Source organism: Chitinophaga sp. LS1 (genome assembly GCF_034274695.1).
Lineage (GTDB): Bacteria > Bacteroidota > Bacteroidia > Chitinophagales > Chitinophagaceae > Chitinophaga.
The window spans coordinates 8,619,598-8,637,688 of record NZ_CP128362.1 but is presented as its reverse complement, the minus strand read 5'-3'; the positions used below and the strand labels follow the sequence as shown (position 1 = coordinate 8,637,688).

Here is an 18,091-nt window from a genome sequence, read left to right as displayed (position 1 = left end):
ATTTTCCATATATCCTGTTATGATAGTATGGCTGATGCTGCTTGTTTTTTATACATAGCATACCAACCCAGACCGCTTGCCTTTCCTCCGGAGTCGGGATTTCCAAATAGGTAAAACAGTGTAGAACCGTTTGGGGGAACTTTCAACATACCGAGGAATTTCAATGCTACTTCTGTAAACATGAGAAGGAATGAATGCTGGGATGTATCATAAGTGAGCCGGATTTGTCCTATCGATAATTTCATCACGTTTTGCAGGCTAATCAATTTGGCTCCGCCGCCGGTACCTGGCAATGACATGCCTATGGTCGCTTTGTAAGTTCCATCTTCTTCGCTGCCGGGCGACCATGCTATCAACAGGTATGAATCCAGGCTTAATTTACCGGCAAGTTCGCCGGGAGTACCCATGTTTAACTTAAAGCGCAGGCCGTACCAGCTGCCGGCGCTTACATCAGATAATGCGATGTCGGGTATTACAGGCAGATAGCCCATATCAGATAGCGTAGTGAGTGGTTCTGCGATTATAAGTCCCTGGAGATCCAACGCGAAATTCACAAAGATGCTGCTGTTTCGGGCCTTACTATGGCTGGTATCAAAACTGATCTGTGTAGCATCCATCGTCATAGTTTTTGATGGAGGATCCGATTCAGGGAAAGCCATGGATATACCCAGGTTATTGAACCTTAATCCCTGGTTGGGAGCATCTTCGCCGGGGTTATTACCGAAAGAAAATATATCGAATACCGGCACAGTCTCATCACCAATCAGGTAATAATCAATAAATCCGCTCATCGCAAACCAGGACATTACATTCCCATCGTTGTCTGTATTGAGTGTACTGAGAAGTACATTGGAGATTTGTATTTTATGAATGATGTTGTTGTCGAAATAAAAAGTATTATCACCCTGACTGGAAAGATTGTACATAGTCTGGCTGTCTGTAATCTGAAGGCTTCCCTTCAGTAATACATTGTGATATACGTTATCCGGAACACTCATGCCGGTTACTGGCATTTTAAGTAACTCCGTAATGGTAAGTTGCCCGAGGCTTTCAAAACTCTGCACAGATGTATTTTCAAAAAGAACTTTCAACGTCAGCAACCGGAAGTCGTACGTTGTAGCGGTGACTGGTGCAATCGCCATATCGGTGCCATCATCAGTAAAATCAGGGTCTGTATAATAGATTAAGCCAAATATTGTACTGATATTATCTAATGCTGCATTTATACCGCTTTTCTTTACGGGGCTTATTTCCACAGCCAGGTGATGTGCATTAAATGCGGTGGGATCTGTAACGCCGGCCATAATACCGGTAAGATTATCCGGAAGCCTGCTGATATCCATCCGTAAAAATAGTATACCGGTCCAGTTTTCGTCCTGTGCAATGGTATTGAACTTTGCATAGTATTTATTATCACCTTTTGCAATTGCCTGGTTAAAATAATTTTGCAGCCATTGAGACAGTATTACCAGCTGATCATTATCTGGTGGTGTAATAGTCCCGTCGTCATTGGAATTGGTCGGTGCGGCAAACACATCTTTCTGGGTCCACTTAGAGGGGTTAGCTACCAGGCTGTTAGTTACATTAGCCGGATCATACAGCTTACCTTTTTTGGCTTTAATCAACATTACGTTACGGTAGTCATTATATTTGTTCTGTTGTCCTATATTGGCGGTCATTTCCCAACTACCGATACTCATGGTATTTAAAAAAGCTGATTGTCCCGCTGTAGTGCCATTCAGCTGACCGAGACAGTCAGCGTTGGCAACAACAAGCATTAAATCCCCTGTTTGCAGCGCTTCTACGAGTTGTGCTTCCGGATTCATAAACTTTAGTAAGTATTGGTTACCGGCATCGGTATTTTGCCCGAGTAATACCTCGTTCCATTGCATTTGTCCTCCGGCAGAGGTAAGTGTTACCAGTAACCCGGATGGGGTTGTAGATGTTTGTGGTGTTTCGCTTTGTAATCTTTGGGTGGCGGACAATAAGGATTTTGAAGTAGAGAGTTGCCCTACATTTTTTCTGCGGGTAGGACTTATAACCTGGTTTTCAAAAGACTCGATCTGTTCCTGTGAAAAGGAGTTGATACCATCGCCAGCTATAGCACCGTTATAAGGCACTATTGGGAAAGTGACAATATCATCGGTTGTATAAATAAAGCCGGGCGTTTGATGTCCGAACAAGTCTGTATACTTTGGCGAAATGAGCTCATCGCTGCCAAACAGCGATGAGCCTTTAGGTTGTGCTACATAGTAAATGGTATTTCCTTCGGCACTGACGAATGTAACCCATGACGTGGAAAATGTGTTGTCGAGTAATGGTGCGTTGGGTGCTTGTGGTGTTTTGACAGGAGAAGCTGCTTCGAACGGGAATTTAGGTGCGTATGCAGGTTGATTGGAAAGGAAGCGGAATTTATCGCCTTTTCCCTTGTCGGTTTTAGGTGTTATGCTGAAGAACTCTGTTCCCTGCAGACCACCTATCAGGTATTGCTGGCTACTGGTAGCTGCGTTCATTTCGATAGTGAAGTCACCTTCCGGGGTAACCAGGAATCTTTGCGTTGTAGAGGAAGTGTATTCTCCGGCGGCAAATACCAACCTGGCAGGTAGTGTATTTCCATTTGAGATGTCGGGTATCAGGTTTATAGCAGCGCCAAATACTGTCCTGAAAAATGATGCCAGTACGGTATTATTACCATCGGTATTGGTGCCGGTAAAATTGAACCAGGTGCGTCTGTTTGCGTAGCTACCGCTGATGGTGCATGTGCCGGTTGGGCAAGTGTTATATGCGGTGTTAAATACATCTGTAGGATCAATACTAGTAGTGAATCCAATAAAGTCTGTAGCCCCTTTTGTGCTATCTGCTAAAGGTATCCACTCAGAGATTGCTGTACGTTCTTTTGATTGAATAGGGCACAGGAACTGGAAGCCCCATTGAAAGTCATCATATAATGATTGCCTTTGTATGCTAATGGAAAACTGTATGGTTCCTCTCAATGCCCCGGTGAAAGAGATGTATCCGATAGCAGGGGGGCGTGTTTGCGGAGCAGAGGGGCCAGAGAAATCGATTCTGTAATTATTTTGCGAACCGTCGAGCAGCAGAGTCGTATCATCTTTCCAGGTAAGTACCATCCCGTTAGCGACGGTGAGAGAGAGACTTGTTGTAAGCGTAGCCTGTAATCCACTGGTCACATTGGTACCGTCGCTGTTGATGCCCATCAGTGGAGCTGTATCAGCGTTAATATTGCTATTATCCTGCAGCCATATAAAGGCGCGGGCTGTACCAGAGCGCTTCAACACGTTGTATATATTGTTTACAAATGCGGTTGCGCTCGCAACATCATTAATAATGGGAGGTATGGCTGCAAATGCGAAGCTGCCAGAATATTTTGTATTGGCCAGAGCGTCCTTCAATTCTATTGTATCAACTCCGGAGTCGATGCCTGCTGGTATTACAAATGCAATGAAGCCAACATCGTTCTCCTCAGTTTCTGCGATATATAACTGGTCGATAAATTGTTTATTGAATAAAACCATGACGCTTAGATTTCATTTAATGAATTAGAAGAATCCGGGCAAGAAATTTCCACCCGGCCAGCGCCAGTAAAATTTATTACCCATTACAGAATACCTGTAATAAACGAATACCTTGTCCGTGCTAACTGTAGCACGGGCAAGGCATCTGCAGTATATTAATTGGTAAAGCTTGCGGAGCAGGCAACTGTACGTTGAGTGCTACCACCGGCAGCATTATAGCCGCTCATAAAAATTGCGATTGTGTAGGTTGTACCCCTGCCAATGCTCACATTATTAAATGCGGCTCTTCCTGATGAAGAATCCGGCGAAATTGGGATCGTGGACAAAGGAGCGGTGCTATAGAAAGAAGGATTTGCGCCTTTCCATATGGCAGCCCATGCACCATTGGTTTGTGGCAAAAGGCCATCGGGTAAATCAAACTGGAAGGATACAGAAGTGCTGCCAACATTGATACCGGAAACTGAAGGTGTAAAAATAGTACCCGGGTCTGCACCGGTAGATGTTGCCGGAATAAACGCTGTAGCGCATATATTACCATACTTCTGTATGTTGCCTGTGGCATTAAGAGTAGGTCCAACAGCATAGCCGATGATATAGCTGTTGTTATTTACATTCAGACCAGTGAAAGCCGCAGAACCGGACGGCGTATTTGTTGGTACCGGGAATGTTTTAATAGGTTCGGTATTCCATGGAATGGAATTGGAATTTTGCCAGATAGCCAGGAAATTACCATAGGTATTGGGCTGATTGCCCGGCATTGTGTCATAATCTACATCAATCTCTTCAGCAGATACATTTGAGATACTAAGAGCTGTCGTAAGAGGATTAGTAGCTGAGTATGCTACGAGCACTTTTTGTGCTTCAAGATTTTGTGTTTCCATTGTGTATTTTTTTGGTTTTTAAAAAAGTGATATTTATGTTTCTGAGGTGGTTGTAGACGTGTTGAAGTTAAGAATGGCTGCAGCCATTGAATTCTCTTTGCCCATAAAGTAAATGAGCGTGTAATTTGAATTAATACCCAACGGAACGTTATTCATTCCTATGGTTCCTTCGTTTGCATTGCTGTTGATATTTACGGTTGCAATGGGTGCATCAGCGTTGTAAGGAGATGCATAACCTTTCCATAGACCAATCCAATTGTTATATTGCATGGGTTGGTAACCTGCCAGTGTTTGATAATGAATAGAAAGAGAATTTATACCCAGGTAATTGAGGCTAATAGCTACTTGTGTTGGTGCAGCCAGATAACCTCCGGCAGATATAATACTGCTGCAGCAAATATTTGAGATATCAGGCCCCACTCCATAGCCTACGATATAGGCGCTTCTTGTAATGGTAAGTCCACCAATAGTAAGTGTGCCTTGTTCATAATTCTGTTCTATTGATAATTGGGCCAAAGGAGGTACTGTCCAAGGTATGATAGAGGCCTCCCATATGGCAACAAAGTTCTTATAGGTTTCAGGCTGGTTGCCCGGAAGGCCTTTATAATTTACTGTTACAGTATCTCCATCAAAATAAGGAATAGTAACACTACAGGTATCAAGGTTTGTATTATTTAACTCAACCATTAACCGTTGAGTTGTAGGAAGAGTTACAGACGTTTTTTCAATCCAAATGACTCCAGGTGGTCGTTCATCGTTTTCCATAAGTGTTTTTATTAAATTATTAACTGATTTACAGCAGGAGGGGGGCTAGTCAGATGAGGGTTGTCTGATTTCCTTATTTTCTCTGGATGATCAGAACGTATTTCATAAATTATCTTTAGATTTTTGAAATTTTTATAGCATGTTAAGAAGGGGATATTTAACTAATGATCAACGGGATATCCTTAAGCTAATCACTCCTGTAGCACCAGTTCGCTAAATTGGCAAAAATCGTCGGCGTATAAATATCGACAGAAAGGTTCCGGTTGAATAAATTTAAGAGGGTTATTACCCTATATAATAAATTTATTAACCATTATGTAACCTTTATCTATCTCGCATTATTAAGGTTATTCCAAGAAGGTGGATGATTATTAATTCTATTTATTTTTGCGTGTCTTTTAACATATTCTTTATCTACCATTCTCATTTATCAATGATGATTGTTGTAGTCTTCTAATTATTTCATAAATGGAAAGCTCTTTCGGACAAGTATTTTGTAATTCAACAAGGTAAAAATTATTACTCTTGCAGAATACTCCTTGTTAGAAAGAGTATATCTTGTTAACAAGCATATTGATGTTTTGTTTATGCGAACTTCATTTATTTTTTTAATAATTCTTATCTGGTAAATAAAGGTGTCAAAGGATGGCATCTTTATGAAGGATTTCTACTCTCACCAAATGCAGATATGTCACCATAAGTAAAAGGTGGTATTCCGAACATGCAAATATTTAGTAATTAATCAACAAAGAATACCAGAAAAAAAATTAAAGGAATTCCTCAATCTGGGAAAGTCTTTAAATCCAAAGACTTAAAGGCTTTAAAGCTTGCGGGCTAGGAGGGGCAAAGTTTGAATCAGTTTGCAAATAGTTTTTAAGTGATGAAGCTTAACTTTTATCCTCTTTAGCTACATTGAACATGATAACTATCTATTCTGGAGATACATTTTTATAATTGGCAGATACAGGCACCCCGTTTACCTATTGGTATCACGCACCGAAAGCCCGGTTAACTAATTTTCTGCCCGCAATTACTCAACAAATAACCTAACCCGGAATGTGTAACCCGAAACCCTGTTTTTGATTCCCGGATCCATGAAAAATTTATCTATGTCTGTACGCTGATGCATTTTCCCTAACACATATTGTTAACTTTTTAAAGCCTCATTTTTTTATGAAAAAGATCTATGGAATCTTTATTGCCTTGTCCTGCTGTATATTCTCATACAGCGCACAGGCACAGAAAACCCTTCATGTTTACCTTGGCGCCGGAGCCGACATCTTCGATTATGATATGGAAGTACATGATTTTGTACTGTTTCCATAAGCCTTCCAGAACGCTTTCTATTGATGTATCGCTCAATTCAAGTCAAACGAAGAATGATAGCACCAGCAACACGCTCACTACCTTTCTATCCGAAATACCTGCTGAGGTTCGCATGGATCAGCGAAATGAAACAAAGGCGACCACTACTACCATCAATCCTGTTGTTTCCTATACTGAGCCTTTAGGTCATAACCAGGCGATGGAGCTCAATTATAAATTCAGATACAACAATAGCGATGTGAACAGCCAGGTGTTCCGTCTGAATAATGATTCACATTTGTATGACCTGCCAGATAGTCTTCAAACCAACCATTTTAATAACTTATACCAGACCCACCAGCTTATGCTGAATTATCGTTTAAATAATAACAAGTGGCATGTTGTAGCGGGTATTGGAGTAGAAAGAGACAGGATAAAAGGAAGTAATATTACAAGGGATAGTCTTGTATATGCAAAGTATTACAGTATGACCCCCTCAGTCAATGCTACCTGGGGGCTTTCTGCCATGCAAAGGCTGCAGTTTAGTTATACTGGTATGCCCCTCGCACTCTCTGTAGAACAATTACAACCTGTTCAATCGACTGTAGATTCCCTGTTTATCCAGAAGGGTAATCCGCATCTTGTACAGCCCTATATGCACAATGCCAATCTTACATATACATTTACTTTAAGGTCAGAGCGGATGTTCTCCATTATAATGAATTTGGGGAGTGTAAGGAATGCCATTCAGTATGCGATTTCCCAGCTACCTTCCGGAGCCCAGGTAAGTACGCCAGTCAACCTGAATGGTACGTATAATGGCAGTGCCAGCATCAGTTATAGCTTCCCCATGAAGACCATGAAATCTTCTCTTAACATGTTAACTTCCTTCAACTACCAGCATACACCAGTCTTGCTCAATGATGTGAAAAGTAGTACAAAGTCATCAGGTATAGGTGAAAGTATTTCCTGGCAAGGCCATATTGCTGAACAGTTTGATTATTATATCAGCTCAATGACTAATTTCTTTAAAGTGCATTATGACATGGTAAGCACCAATTACCTCACAGAACAATTAACTGCTAATGCCCGGTATTATTACAATGATTGGATGTTCGATCTTAATCTTTACTATGTATTCAATAATAATCTGGCTCCAGGTTACAAAAGAGGTATCCCACTGATTTCTCCCGCTGTCAGCAGACGGGTGTTTAAAAATCATGCCGGAGAGGTAAAGCTGTCTGCTAATGACTTGTTGGAGCAGAATTTGAATGTGTCAAGGATTACCACGGCTAATACTATTAGGGACACAAGGACCAGTGTACGCCAGCGGTATGTAATGGTTAGTTTTACTTATAATTTCAGGAGTTTTAAAGGGAAATAATATTTATGGTATTTTTCTAGACCGCTCGGGGAGAGATACTCTGTGATAAAGCAGTTGTCGGAGCGGTTTAGTACAAGGACTTTGTGTCGTGTTTTAGGATGTAGTATCAGCGTATACTATAGCTGGAAGAAAGGCGAATCCAATAAGCGGGAATACCGTAAATCGTAAATTCTTGTAACCCTCTTCACTTCATTGGTATTATAAACCTAAAACAGCATATCATGAGTAAGACTGCAAGAGTATATTATAATAACATACTTGCTGGTTCACTAACAGAATATGATGGCGGCTATAAGCTTTTATACCATGAAGATTATTTGGTTGATGAATCGGCTGAACCAATAAGTTTAACCTTACCATTACAAAAAGAGGTTTATCACAGTTTTACATTGTTTGCTTTCATTCCTACGGCTATGCCAAGGAAAAGTGCGGTCATTGGTAATGATCTTTACATTGTAGGTTGTTCAGACAGGATATTTGGTAAGACAAAGATCGCGGTTGGAAAGATATCAGTGAAGTAAAAATTAAAAAGGCCCATGCTTTGGTGTGGACCTTTATTAAGCGAAATTTTTAATCTTTTTATTTTGAATTGTGGCCCTACATATTTTTTTCTTCATACAGTACAATTTGCCCTATCATCCCGTTTGGTAGGGTAAGGCGGCACTGTTTAAATATCTAAAATTCACAATTTTATCAGTGCAATCTTTTTGAAATTATAGCGGGCTGCGAGGAATGCGTTTTTAAACTGATTGTTGATTGAATATCTTAAATGGATTATGCTTTTTATTAACATAATTAACCAGTAATTATTTATAATATTGTCCAAATATTTTTTGTGCGTATAAAAATCAAGTTTAATAATAATGTCCCTGAACAGTGGAAGAAAAGTAAGTTTATAAAAAGATTTACTCTTATAGCAGGAGTAATTTTTACATTGTCCGCTGTTGTTTCCATGGTTATAAAAGCTTTCTGTGCAGAGAATAGCGCACTTTATCAGAGTTTTGGCGGCAGTAATATTTTTCTAAATTTTATACTAGGAGGTATATTGCTATATGTATACGTATGTATAAAGCGGCAAACAAATAACTAAATATAACTAATGGCTTTATTTTAATTTATTCCTGAGCTTTTACTGCTAAAGCAATTTGATTGTCAATTACCATTAGCCGGCAAATTCCATCTCATACCTTAAAAGAAATGCAAACTTACATCCTCCTAAATGCAAAAAAGTCTCCGGATTTTTAATCTGAATGCTTTTCATGATTTGCTAAATTGGTAGATTTATTTTGAGGGCTGTCCTGAAGCGAAAGGAGTTGTGAAAGCCTGTTTAATAACATCTGCAAGAATTTTGGCAGTAGGTGAACAAACGTTGCACATCACTTTCATAAATGATTTGATCAAAAAGAGCTTTAACACCTGCAAAGAAACGGAACTGGTAAGCTAAGTGCGCGATGAGCACAAAACAAGTCTCCGGCAAATGCCTAAATGGGGGTGAACTTTATCTTTTATTTATTATTAGAAACCACTCTGAGGTAATGAAGAGGTTATCCGGGAACATTTTTAAGCACTATCTTTTCTTCGCGACAGAATTACAAAATATCATAACTGTAAAAAGATAAATTTATAAAAAGCTATAAGTAAAACTAGTCCCTGGATCTATTTTATGTCCCAGATATCCTTTAAGCGCTTCATGAAACATACTTTTCCAACTGTAAATCCGACGAAGTAATTTTAAATGGCTACCCGTGATTTTAGGGTTATCTGAAATTCAAGCCATTATTGGTGAAATAGAATTAAAAATCTGCTAAAAGCCAGGTAGTTGTCAAATTCCCGACCAATCGCATTGAGGTTTTAGTCTAACAGAACATCTTCAATAAAAATCAGACCTGATTATTCTGTATTGTCAATCAATCTATCTTGTTGATAATGATTTAATTAGGTAAGAATAAATTTCGCTCAATATTTGTCATGTATAAAAAAGTGAATTATCTTTTACATGATAGTCGCCTCATGTATAATTTCTATGTATGATAACTGATAAGCCATATAATGATCTTATTCCGCTGCCACCACAAAGAGAAATGGTAGAGATGCTTTCAATATTACGGCAACTGGTTAATTCTTCCGTGGCTTTAGCCGAATTAAAAGGACTATCCAATATTTTGCCCAATCCCTTCCTTTTTCAATAGAATAAATACAATCACCCACCAATCCCCTCACTACTAAACACTCGCACATTAAAAGCACTCCTAATTACTTTGTTTTTACCATCTAATTTGCCTAACTTGTTATAGCTATATGGGACAGTTATGAAATTCTCTAACCCAGAAGAATTCCAAGCTTATACGATTTTATCTCTATTTATTAAGTGTCTTGACGTAAACGGGTAATTCTGTACCCCCAAACCTGAGAATGTATGAAATTATTGAGCATCCTGGATCATTATGAGACCACCTCATTAGACCAACTCTCATCCGACAAAGTGGATGAAGCCATCAGCCTAAGGTTACCAAAGTCCGTTATTATTCAAGAGATTACCTCGGCATTAAGTTCCCAATCCTATATCTCGGATAAGATACTCTATGCTAGGCCACCCGCATTTGCCATTTTAAATCTCATCCTCCAGTCACCATCATGTATGACTGAAGTAGATGGATTTCAGGCAAAGGTCTCTGAATACATTAAGGAGCTTGCCAGTAGAGCATCTCAAAGCAAGAACTCCGCCGACAAAACCCCTAGGCTTTACGTAAAGATCCTAAAACGTGCCTGGGAAAATGATGGCCTGATTGACAAAAGTGAAGCAAACATCCTCGACCTGGTCAAATCTGAACTAGGCATCTGGGATCGGGAACACTTTACCTTACTGCATGATCCTTCGATTCTTGAACTATGGAATATAGACCAGGAATATTACGCTGTAAGGAACTCCCTGCTCACCACCGGCATCATTCTCACTTATGAAAATAAATACGTCATCGCAGATGAAGTCGCCCTACAGATCCGGAAAACTTTCGGCATGGAACTTATGGACGAACAATACAAACGCTTATTAAATAATTTCAATAGAGATGAGCTGGCGCAGGTGCTGGATCACTACCAGCAAAATGTAGGTGGAACAAAAGACATAATCATCGTTAGATTATTAAATACTGTCATTCCCCCTACTGAGATCCTGAATTACTTTACCCTGGATCGTCTCCGCGACCTCTGTAGGCATATTAATATCCAAGTTACAGGTACCAAAAATGGCCTTGTTGCAAGTATCATCGAATACTTCGATCAGGATATGGACCTCCATGAACAAAAAAGTCCAGAACCAGCCCCTAACCCAGAACCAGAACCCAGGGAAATGGCGCCTGACATCTATGCAAAAGTATTGGGCTACCTCACCGGCCAACAGCTATACGATATCCTCTATCAGAATTCATTCATGACCAGTGGATCAAAAGAGGAGAAGATCAAACGTGTGCTGGATTGCTACAAAGCGGAACGCGCTATCTTAAGCCTACTGCGCAAAGAAGACCTCAGCCAGCTCTGTCGCAAATTTGGATGTAATACCTCCGGCTCTAAGCAGGAACTGGTAGATCGTATTCTTGATTATAATCCAACACCCAGCTATACGCCACTGCCTAGTAATCCAAGCATTCAGAATGATAAGCCCATCGAGGCCATCACACAATTCTCTCCCAATGAGATCACAGCAAACACGGAAGTCAACCTACCATCAAACTGGGACGAGATCACCAATAAATTCCCACATCTCGCCCACGATGAAAAGATAGTCCTTGCTATCTTAAAAGAAGCGAAATCTATCACAGAGCAAGACCTCTCCAGAATAGTTACCAAACATAAACTGGGTTGGTCTCTCCACAAAGCTCATATGGCAGAGCTGATCGCAAAACTGAAAAGAGATAACAAACCTTTTATCCAGATCAAAAGCGTTCAAAATAATAATATCTACCAATGGACATCCAATGAGATCACTGATGGCCAGGTATTAGAAAAGAAATCTGCCAGGGATATTATTGATGCGTTAAGGCATGGTGTAGTACCCAAAACAAACCTGAACCTCCTCATGGTAGGTCAGCAAACCGCCAGAAAGCACCTCTCCGATATCCTGTTGGAAGTGAGCCCTACAAAATCTCACTTTAAATTTATCCGAGGACAATACGGTGCAGGCAAGACTTTCCTCTGCTCCTGGCTGAAGGAATTCGCTTTTGATCATGAATATGCTGTCTCTTTTATCAACATCAGCCATGATCAACCCTTATCTGACCTGCCCATTTTCTTTTCCGGCATGATCAGTGGCCTCCGCACACCAGAAAAGCAAGAATCAAGTGCATTAGTCGATATCCTGGAGTCTTGGTTACTGAACATCCAACAAAAAACAGCCAAGATAGAAGGGATAGACCTCTCCAAAGGTAGCGATCAGGATATACTCACCAAGGCCGTTGAAAAATCTATCGAAGTAGAATTCGCTAATTTCAACGATATAGAACCAGGATTTTCCCAGGCATTACGCGCTTTCTACGATGGTAAAGTCACTGGCAACTCCGAACTGGTATCCACTGCCGTAGCATGGATCATGGGTAGCAGAGCGCTCTCCTCCCAAGCCTTAAGAGATATTGGTGTAAAAGGATACTTGGAAGCAAATAACGTATTCCCTCGTATGCGCGCCATTTTAGAGATCATCAGTGGTGCCCGGTATAAAGGATTATTATTACTAGTAGACGAACTTGAACTGGTAAGAAAATTCCCACAAGCCCGTCAAAGAGAGCTGGCATTAGAAACCTTACGATTATTGATCGATGAAGCAGGCAGAAACGCACTCCCTGGTTGTCTTCTCATCTTCACCGGCACTGACGAGTTCTTCGAAGACGATCGTTTTGGCCTCAGAAGCTACGAAGCTTTAGCCGATCGCGTTATGACACCATTAAACTTCGACAATATAGTCAGCATGCGCCAGCCAATTATCACATTGGAAGCATTGAATTCAGAACGCCTGTCACATGTCATATTTAAGATCCGTGACCTCTATAGCATAGCTTATAGCTGCGATACTACTCAATTTGCAGACGACGAATCTATCCGCAGATTAATAGCTGAATGGACCATGTTTGGAGGAGAAAGTATTGATCGTAAGCCCCGGCCTATTTTAAGAGAATTTATCCAGATGCTAGATCTCTGTGAAGAAAATAAAGGTGTCAGCATCGCCCAATTCTTAAAAAAGCCGATTCTCGATATCAATACTGAAACTGTTCTTAACTAACCTCTATATGTCGTACGCCAAACTTCATCCCAGACTACAAGATATTGTCAAGGATAAAAAGTGGAACGGTTTAACAGACATTCAAAATGCAGCTTTTGACCCTATTTTCCAGGGTATCAGCTGCACTATTGAAGCACCTACTTCCGGGGGAAAGACCGAAGCAGTGCTGTTTCCACTATTGACAAGAATATCAGGAAAGAAAAAAAGCGGGTTCAAGGTCCTTTATATCGCTCCACTAAAAGCATTATTAAATGACCTCGATCTACGCGTATCGCCCTATGCAGAGAAATGCTACTTAAAAGGCTTCAAATGGCATGGTGATGTAAGTCAGACGGAAAAAATGAAGCAGATGGATAATCCTGCTGATATCTTGTTGACTACACCAGAATCACTCGAAGCGATATTACTTCGTAAACCTAACAAGGAAGATATCTTCAAGCACCTGGAAACTGTCGTGATAGATGAAGCGCACTATTTTGCGCTCACAGAAAGAGGCTCTCACCTTTTATCAGTACTAGAAAGGATTAGTGCTTTTGTACCCACTCCCTTCCAGCGCATTGCTGTCACCGCCACCATCGGCAATCCTATTAACTTATTACTATGGCTCACAGGGAAGAAAGATACCGGACAACCCATCAGTGTAAAAGCTACTAAAGTAAAGGAGAAGGATTTCAAGATCCACTTTTTAATGGATGATGGGCTGGGTTTTCAAGACCAGTTATACAACCTCTTAAGTAATAAAAAATCAATCGTATTTGAGCGTTCCAGAACGCGTACGGAAGAAACAGCTACGAGTATCAATGAGCGGAATCAACTTACTCAATCCCGCTTCCCTGTAAAAGTAAAAACACACCATTCTTCTGTGAGCAAAAGGTTCAGAGAAGAAGCGGAATATTCGATTAAGAAAGATTCACTGGACGCACTTAATGCGATCATTAGTACCTCTACATTGGAACTAGGGATAGATATTGGACATCTGGAGCAAGTCATCCAGGTAGGCGGTCTTGTAAGCACAGGTTCTTTTCTCCAACGTGTAGGCCGCACAGGGAGGCGAGATGGACAATCCCAATTCTTCCGGGGCTTATGCTTTGATAGCGAAGGATTATTGCTATTGACAGGCTGTATGAGCCTAGGATTAAAAAGTCGTGCCGAAGCTATTCTATTTCCAACGAAGGCTTTTCACATCCTAGCGCATCAGATCATCTGCATGTGTTTACAAAACAATGGCGTCACTGTAGATCAAATCTGGCCAATACTCTCGAAAGCCTATTGTTTCTCTGGTATCTCTAAGTCCCAACTAGACCAGCTCATCTCCTTCATGGTGGAGGAAAACTATCTCCGCATCATAGATGGCAGCGTGATACTAGCAGGCCTAAAAAGCGAAGATGAATTCCTGCGGGCAAATTGGAAACGTCTCTTCGCCATTTTCGATACCGGTCCTATTTATAATGTTGTCGATGGCAAGAAGATCGTAGGTTCTCTGGATTCTGCCTTTGCCCGCTCACAACAGCTCCCCTTCATCTTCGTCCTTGGTGGCCAAGAATGGAACGCTATCAAGATTGATCACGAGATGCAACAAATCCTCGTAGAAAAAAATCACACCGGTGTTGCGCCTAAATGGAATAGCCTAGGTAATATTGATGTACCATTCGAACTAGCCCAGGAAATAGGGAAATTACTCTCCAGCAAAGAACCTCTCCCATTTTTAGATCCACCTGCTCTAATAGCATTCGAGAGAGAACGTGAGCAATATTGCTATATGAAATGGAGCCCAGGTAAATGGATCATGGAATCTACATCTGAAGATTCCCAAGTTATTCACATCTGGAACTTTGCAGGAGATAAGATAAACCGGGCCTTGAAATGCGTTATCCTGTCTGCATTCGGGGAGAAACCAAGTTATGATTATAGAGGCGTCTCTATTAACCTTAATAAGAACCAAAGCGCTTCAGCCATAAAAGAAAGCATTTATGAATTGTTAGGCCGAATCCGAATAATGACGGATGATGAAATCATTAGTTATATGGAAAAGGTGGTAGATCCAAAATGGTTTTCTAAATTCTCAGAGTGCTTACCGGATAGGTTGGCACGATTGACTATTATCGAGAAAGATTTGGATTTAACGGGGTTGATAAGAGAAGTGAATGTAGTGGCTGTTGATTATTAATATCAGGCTAATTAATCATTAGCCCTCATTAAAAGTGGTGCATCGACTATATGTAATTCCATGGGTTAAGATTAAAATCAGATGCTGCTACGTAGCATGCTGTTTTTCCAGACCAACACTATTCAAAATGAAATTAAAATTATTAATCCTGTTACTTTTGTTCACGACTACTGTCAATGGACAAAAAACATTGCATTTATACGGTGGCCAAAGTCATGACGTTTATCTAGGTTGTTTGAATTGCAACGATATAGAACAAAACTCAATTTGGAATGACATCGGATCATATGGCTCAAATATCAGTAGTACCTCCATCTGGAACATCATTGGGACTTATGGAAGTGATATAAGCAGTTATTCTCCCTTTAATTCATTGGCAAGTTATCCACCCGTAATTGTTGATAAAGACGGGAATTTTTATGGCTACTTAACAGCAAATGAATTAAATAGTAAAAGAGCTGATTTTAAACTTGCATTAATAATTTGTAAGTATTATAAAGATATTCAGAAGGATGTTTCGGGTTGGTATAAAAAAATATTTAGTTGAAAATATGGTAAATCCAATGGAGTAATCAGGGTATAAAATATCCATATATTTCATACCCTAAAATAATATGACGGTATTAGATATAGATGTATCAATAGACTTCTTAACAATTAAATTCACATGAATAAAGAAGAATATTATAATACAAGTGAAAAAAGAAATTTACCACTAAGATGCCCCCGTCTTTCAAATTGCTCAAGGTATAGATATACAGCTTATTTTATTGGAAAAACTTGCTACAAAGTAAAATCTGACAATACTGAAGACAATATGAAAAGCATGGGAATTCTTGATGATAATGAAAGGATTTCCGAAATGTTAGAAGCAGGGAACCGACTACTATTGCTGGTGGAGAAAATAATTTTTACATTAACAATGCATGCCCCGAATTCTTCCTTTATCCACACGAACACAAGCTTATAGGAATGGAAGATGTAGCTACGCATCAATATTTTTATGATAAATATTTAGTAATTCAAAATTTAAACCTGGAGAGTCAAGGCATTATTCAGAATGTGCGGAATATTCCTTATTCACATCAAAAAAGTCAATTTTAAAAATAGGAAAAATGATAAACAATAAAATAAACACTTCAGGTGACGGAAATATTGTAATTACCGGTGATCAAAACACTGTTACCACCAATATCACAATAAATAAGGGTGACAAGAACGCACTCGCACGACACCTTGCAGAAAATCAGGTAGAAATTACTGATATCCAAGAATTAAATTCCATTATTGACCAGGATAATCCAGTACCAGAAGAAAAAAAATCGGTCAAAAAGTAGACGATTGGATGAAAAAGATGTTAGGTAAAGCGGTTGATGGAAGCTGGGCTATCGGTATAGCTATTGCTGGAAAAGTGTTAGCAGATGCTATAATAAAATATTACGGATGGTAAGTACCTTCAGATATGGAAATTATTTAAACACACACATTATAAATGTACGAACATTCACTACCTGTTTGGTACTATATTGCTAAAATGACCGACAATTATAAAATCCACTGAGTAGAATTAAGGACTTAAAACACCATATAGAATTTGATATATTCCAAGTACCGATAAGAATTTTTGCCACTAATAATTTAATTGGTGAGATGATTAGTTATATTATAGATCAATTACCTACAAATGAAGTAATAGAAGGCGCTTTGCGGCAGCAATTGAAAATATATCCAGACATAGCTATTCGGGAGTTTGTCACAAATGCAATTATTCACCAGGATCTATTTATTACGGGTGCAGGTGTAATGGTTGAAGTATTTTAAATGGTGTTTTTAATATCTCCTGCTCAAATTTATACCATTATGGAATAATCCCTGTATAACATCTATATCGAAAAGAATATGCGAACAGGAATTATACTTTTATTTATACTGCTGTTCTCCTCTTGCTTCCGCAAGCCTATACCAGTCAGTTTCTTTCATACAGGAGAATTTACACTTGAAGATACTTCCCATAGTGCCAATGAGTATTTACAATCTTTTGAGGATGACGGATTTCCAATCTATTACCTTGGGCCTTCGAAGGATACTATCAATATTGGAACGCGTTACTGGCGCCGCGGAGAATGCAGGTTCGAAGAGTACCCAGCATATTGCATTTTCAGATATTCAACATCTAATGTATCCGTACAAGTTGCTACTTCATTTCCTGCATGCGAATCCTTGGAGTATCTTAATAAAGAAAGATTCATTGACCATTATTGTGACTCAAATCATTACTATCATGCTTCAACGATCATTATACGTAATCTGTGCGATACAGCAGTGTCATTGGGGATTACCTTCAGTGTGAGCCAAATGCACAGAGAGATGCTGAATAGCCGTGGACAATGGGTAAAGGTGAATAAGAAATTGTGTGAAGAGTGGCTCTGTGGTACAGGGCAGCCTAATATCTATTTAATGCCGGGAGAGTTGATTATCTCTAAAGTTGGCCATTTTAATGGCAAACATACTATACCTTGTCGGTTGGCCTTGGGGCGTAGCAATGCTTTTGCTCAGGTATACTCTAATACTTTTACGGAGTATATAAATGATAGTTTATTACAAATCGTTGAAGGGACTTGAATGTAGTCAAACAAAAAGCCTTCAGTTTTTTACATCTGAAGGCTTTTTATCCTGCGGAGCCAGATGGACAGTTATCGAACTTATTGATTGAAGATTTGATCAAAATCGACATTTTTTACACAAATGATGTTGAGTTCAAAAAGTGAAAGAAAAACATACAGATAA

13 protein-coding genes are annotated in these 18,091 nt (G+C 39.6%); 10 read left to right on the top strand and 3 right to left on the bottom strand.

The features are described 5' to 3' along the window. Positions 1-17 precede the first annotated feature (17 nt). The 3 genes from QQL36_RS35390 to QQL36_RS35380 all read right to left on the bottom strand — a co-directional run bounded on the left by QQL36_RS35390 (position 18) and on the right by QQL36_RS35380 (position 5,179). A complete protein-coding gene (locus tag QQL36_RS35390; protein WP_321568474.1) occupies positions 18-3,533 on the bottom strand; it encodes a hypothetical protein in 3,516 nt (1,171 codons plus the stop codon). Positions 3,534-3,688: 155 nt separating this feature from the next. Beyond that, positions 3,689-4,414 (bottom strand): hypothetical protein, encoded by a 726-nt coding sequence (locus tag QQL36_RS35385; RefSeq protein ID WP_083729554.1) that lies wholly within the window; start codon positions 4,412-4,414, stop codon positions 3,689-3,691. A 33-nt stretch (positions 4,415-4,447) separates the two neighbouring features. After that, positions 4,448-5,179, bottom strand: a complete 732-nt coding sequence (locus QQL36_RS35380; RefSeq protein ID WP_143709095.1) for a hypothetical protein — start codon at positions 5,177-5,179, stop codon at positions 4,448-4,450. 1,173 nt (positions 5,180-6,352) lie between these two features. On the opposite strand from QQL36_RS35380, the gene QQL36_RS35375 reads away from it, so the two are divergent. The 10 genes from QQL36_RS35375 to QQL36_RS35330 all read left to right on the top strand — a co-directional run bounded on the left by QQL36_RS35375 (position 6,353) and on the right by QQL36_RS35330 (position 17,926). Continuing rightward, on the top strand, positions 6,353-6,505 hold the full coding sequence (locus tag QQL36_RS35375; protein ID WP_321568473.1) for a hypothetical protein: 153 nt from the start codon (positions 6,353-6,355) through the stop codon (positions 6,503-6,505). Beyond that, a complete protein-coding gene (locus tag QQL36_RS35370) occupies positions 6,483-7,868 on the top strand; it encodes an outer membrane beta-barrel protein (protein ID WP_321568472.1) in 1,386 nt (461 codons plus the stop codon). The genes QQL36_RS35375 and QQL36_RS35370 overlap by 23 nt, the downstream gene beginning before the upstream one ends. 221 nt (positions 7,869-8,089) lie before the next feature. Continuing rightward, positions 8,090-8,389 carry a HipA N-terminal domain-containing protein gene (locus QQL36_RS35365; protein WP_321568471.1) on the top strand — a complete coding sequence of 100 codons (300 nt, stop codon included), beginning with the start codon at positions 8,090-8,092 and terminating at the stop codon, positions 8,387-8,389. A gap of 1,895 nt (positions 8,390-10,284) precedes the next feature. Beyond that, positions 10,285-13,137 carry a BREX system ATP-binding domain-containing protein gene (locus QQL36_RS35360; RefSeq protein WP_321568470.1) on the top strand — a complete coding sequence of 951 codons (2,853 nt, stop codon included), beginning with the start codon at positions 10,285-10,287 and terminating at the stop codon, positions 13,135-13,137. 7 nt (positions 13,138-13,144) lie between these two features. After that, a complete protein-coding gene (locus QQL36_RS35355; protein ID WP_321568469.1) occupies positions 13,145-15,304 on the top strand; it encodes a DEAD/DEAH box helicase in 2,160 nt (719 codons plus the stop codon). Between the two features lie 127 nt (positions 15,305-15,431). After that, a complete protein-coding gene (locus tag QQL36_RS35350; RefSeq protein WP_321568468.1) occupies positions 15,432-15,851 on the top strand; it encodes a hypothetical protein in 420 nt (139 codons plus the stop codon). 120 nt (positions 15,852-15,971) lie between these two features. Then, positions 15,972-16,274 (top strand): hypothetical protein, encoded by a 303-nt coding sequence (locus QQL36_RS35345; RefSeq protein WP_321568467.1) that lies wholly within the window; start codon positions 15,972-15,974, stop codon positions 16,272-16,274. 145 nt (positions 16,275-16,419) lie between these two features. Next, a complete protein-coding gene (locus QQL36_RS35340) occupies positions 16,420-16,641 on the top strand; it encodes a hypothetical protein (RefSeq protein ID WP_321568466.1) in 222 nt (73 codons plus the stop codon). A 313-nt stretch (positions 16,642-16,954) separates the two neighbouring features. Next, positions 16,955-17,125, top strand: a complete 171-nt coding sequence (locus tag QQL36_RS35335; RefSeq protein WP_321568465.1) for a hypothetical protein — start codon at positions 16,955-16,957, stop codon at positions 17,123-17,125. A gap of 78 nt (positions 17,126-17,203) precedes the next feature. Beyond that, positions 17,204-17,926: a hypothetical protein gene (locus tag QQL36_RS35330; RefSeq protein ID WP_321568464.1), complete on the top strand. Its 723-nt coding sequence runs from the start codon at positions 17,204-17,206 to the stop codon at positions 17,924-17,926. Positions 17,927-18,091: the final 165 nt, after the last annotated feature.

Coding starts and splice junctions, on each gene's coding strand:
- QQL36_RS35390 (WP_321568474.1), bottom strand. CDS start 3,533: ATGGTTTTATTCAATAAACAATTTATCGACCAGTTATATATCGCAGAA.
- QQL36_RS35385 (WP_083729554.1), bottom strand. CDS start 4,414: ATGGAAACACAAAATCTTGAAGCACAAAAAGTGCTCGTAGCATACTCA.
- QQL36_RS35380 (WP_143709095.1), bottom strand. CDS start 5,179: ATGGAAAACGATGAACGACCACCTGGAGTCATTTGGATTGAAAAAACG.
- QQL36_RS35375 (WP_321568473.1), top strand. CDS start 6,353: ATGAAAAAGATCTATGGAATCTTTATTGCCTTGTCCTGCTGTATATTC.
- QQL36_RS35370 (WP_321568472.1), top strand. CDS start 6,483: ATGATTTTGTACTGTTTCCATAAGCCTTCCAGAACGCTTTCTATTGAT.
- QQL36_RS35365 (WP_321568471.1), top strand. CDS start 8,090: ATGAGTAAGACTGCAAGAGTATATTATAATAACATACTTGCTGGTTCA.
- QQL36_RS35360 (WP_321568470.1), top strand. CDS start 10,285: ATGAAATTATTGAGCATCCTGGATCATTATGAGACCACCTCATTAGAC.
- QQL36_RS35355 (WP_321568469.1), top strand. CDS start 13,145: ATGTCGTACGCCAAACTTCATCCCAGACTACAAGATATTGTCAAGGAT.
- QQL36_RS35350 (WP_321568468.1), top strand. CDS start 15,432: ATGAAATTAAAATTATTAATCCTGTTACTTTTGTTCACGACTACTGTC.
- QQL36_RS35345 (WP_321568467.1), top strand. CDS start 15,972: ATGAATAAAGAAGAATATTATAATACAAGTGAAAAAAGAAATTTACCA.
- QQL36_RS35340 (WP_321568466.1), top strand. CDS start 16,420: ATGATAAACAATAAAATAAACACTTCAGGTGACGGAAATATTGTAATT.
- QQL36_RS35335 (WP_321568465.1), top strand. CDS start 16,955: ATGATTAGTTATATTATAGATCAATTACCTACAAATGAAGTAATAGAA.
- QQL36_RS35330 (WP_321568464.1), top strand. CDS start 17,204: ATGCGAACAGGAATTATACTTTTATTTATACTGCTGTTCTCCTCTTGC.